Raw genomic sequence first — 1,673 nt, forward strand, 5'->3', positions numbered from 1 at the left:
ATCGACGGGCAGACGCTCTTTCACGAGCAGATCTGGCTCGACACCCGCCGCTTCGCGCCGCTTCTCACCGTCGACCCCGCCGACTTCGGCAACCTGCTCTACCCGTTCTACGAACAGCGGTGCGGGCAGCTGATCGGGGCGGCCGAGGAGACCCTGTCGGTGGCGACCGCCAGCCAGGCGATCGCCGAGCGGCTCTCCATCGACCCGGGCCGGCCGGTGATCGTGATCGAGCGCATCGCCAAGGGCTACGACGCCACGCCGCTGGAGTTTCGCCGCTCCACCGGCGACGCCGGGCCGTTTCGCTACCGGGTCGATATCACCTGAACCTCGCTTTCTGGCCCACAAAAAAAACCCGCGACCAGGTCGCGGGTTTTGTGTTTCAAGAGCTTTTTTTCAAGAGCTTGCGTTTCAGGCGCAGGCCGTCAGTCGATCAGCGGCAGCAGGGTATTGAGGCTTTCGCGTGCATCGCCGTAGAACATGCGGCTGTTCTCCTTGTAGAACAGCGGGTTCTCGATGCCGGAGTAGCCGGTGCCCTGGCCGCGCTTGGAGATGAACACCTGCTTGGCCTCCCACACCTTCAGCACCGGCATGCCGGCGATCGGGCTTGCGGGGTCTTCTTGGGCCGCCGGGTTGACGATGTCGTTGGAGCCGATGACGATCACCACGTCCGTCGAGGCGAAGTCGTCGTTGATCTCGTCCATCTCCAGCACGATGTCGTAGGGCACCTTGGCCTCCGCAAGCAGCACGTTCATGTGCCCCGGCAGGCGTCCGGCGACCGGGTGGATGCCGAAGCGCACCTGCTTGCCGGCGGCGCGCAGCTTGCGCACCAGATCGCTCACCGCGCTCTGCGCCTGGGCCACCGCCATGCCGTAGCCCGGCACGATGATGACGCTGTCGGCATCGTTCAAGGCGCTCGCCACGCCACCTGCGTCGATCGCCACCTGCTCGCCCTCGATCTCGGCGGCCGGCCCCTGGCTTGTCCCGAAGCCGCCCAGAATCACGCTGACGAAGTTGCGGTTCATCGCCTTGCACATGATGTAGGAGAGGATCGCGCCGGAGGAGCCGACCAGTGCGCCGGTGACGATCAACAGGTCGTTTCCGAGCGTGAAGCCGATCGCCGCCGCCGCCCAGCCGGAGTAGCTGTTGAGCATCGACACCACCACCGGCATGTCGGCGCCGCCGATGCCCATGATCAGGTGGTAGCCGATGAAAAACGCAAGTAGCGCCAGCAGGATCAGCGTCCAGAAGCCGGCGCCGTTCAGGTACATCACGGCCAGCACCAGGGAGAGCACCGCGGCACCGGCGTTGAGCAGGTGCCCGCCGGGAAGCTGGCGCGGCTTGCCGTCGACCTTGCCGGCGAGCTTGCCAAAGGCGATCACCGAGCCTGTGAAGGTCACCGCCCCGATGAAGATGCCCAGCACCACCTCGATCTGCAGAAACGTCAGCTCGTCCGGCGCCTTGGTCGCCACCAGCGCGGCGAAGGCCGAGAACTCCTGCATCACGCCATCGGCGGCGCGGGCCGCCAGCACCCGGCGGCGCTCGAGGTCCGCGCTCCAGGCGACGAACACCGCCGCCAGGCCGACGAAGCTGTGCAGTGCCGCCACCAGCTGGGGCATCTCGGTCATCTCGACCTTGCGCGCCAGGTACGTGCCGATACCGGCGCCGATCAGCAC

The 1,673-nt window shown here is 66.6% G+C and carries 2 protein-coding genes; one reads left to right on the forward strand and one right to left on the reverse strand.

Annotated elements, in window-relative coordinates; translation table 11 throughout:
• On the forward strand, positions 1–324 hold a 324-nt coding region (locus BIS11_RS16845), incomplete at its 5' end, for a UTRA domain-containing protein (RefSeq protein ID WP_253586623.1).
• Between the two features lie 98 nt (positions 325–422).
• On the opposite strand, the gene BIS11_RS16850 is transcribed toward BIS11_RS16845, so the two are convergent.
• Positions 423–1,673 (reverse strand): NAD(P)(+) transhydrogenase (Re/Si-specific) subunit beta (locus BIS11_RS16850; RefSeq protein WP_253586624.1); only part of this gene is annotated, 1,251 nt, incomplete at its 5' end.

The organism is Halomonas sp. 707D4 (assembly GCF_024158685.1).
Taxonomy (GTDB): domain Bacteria; phylum Pseudomonadota; class Gammaproteobacteria; order Pseudomonadales; family Halomonadaceae; genus Vreelandella.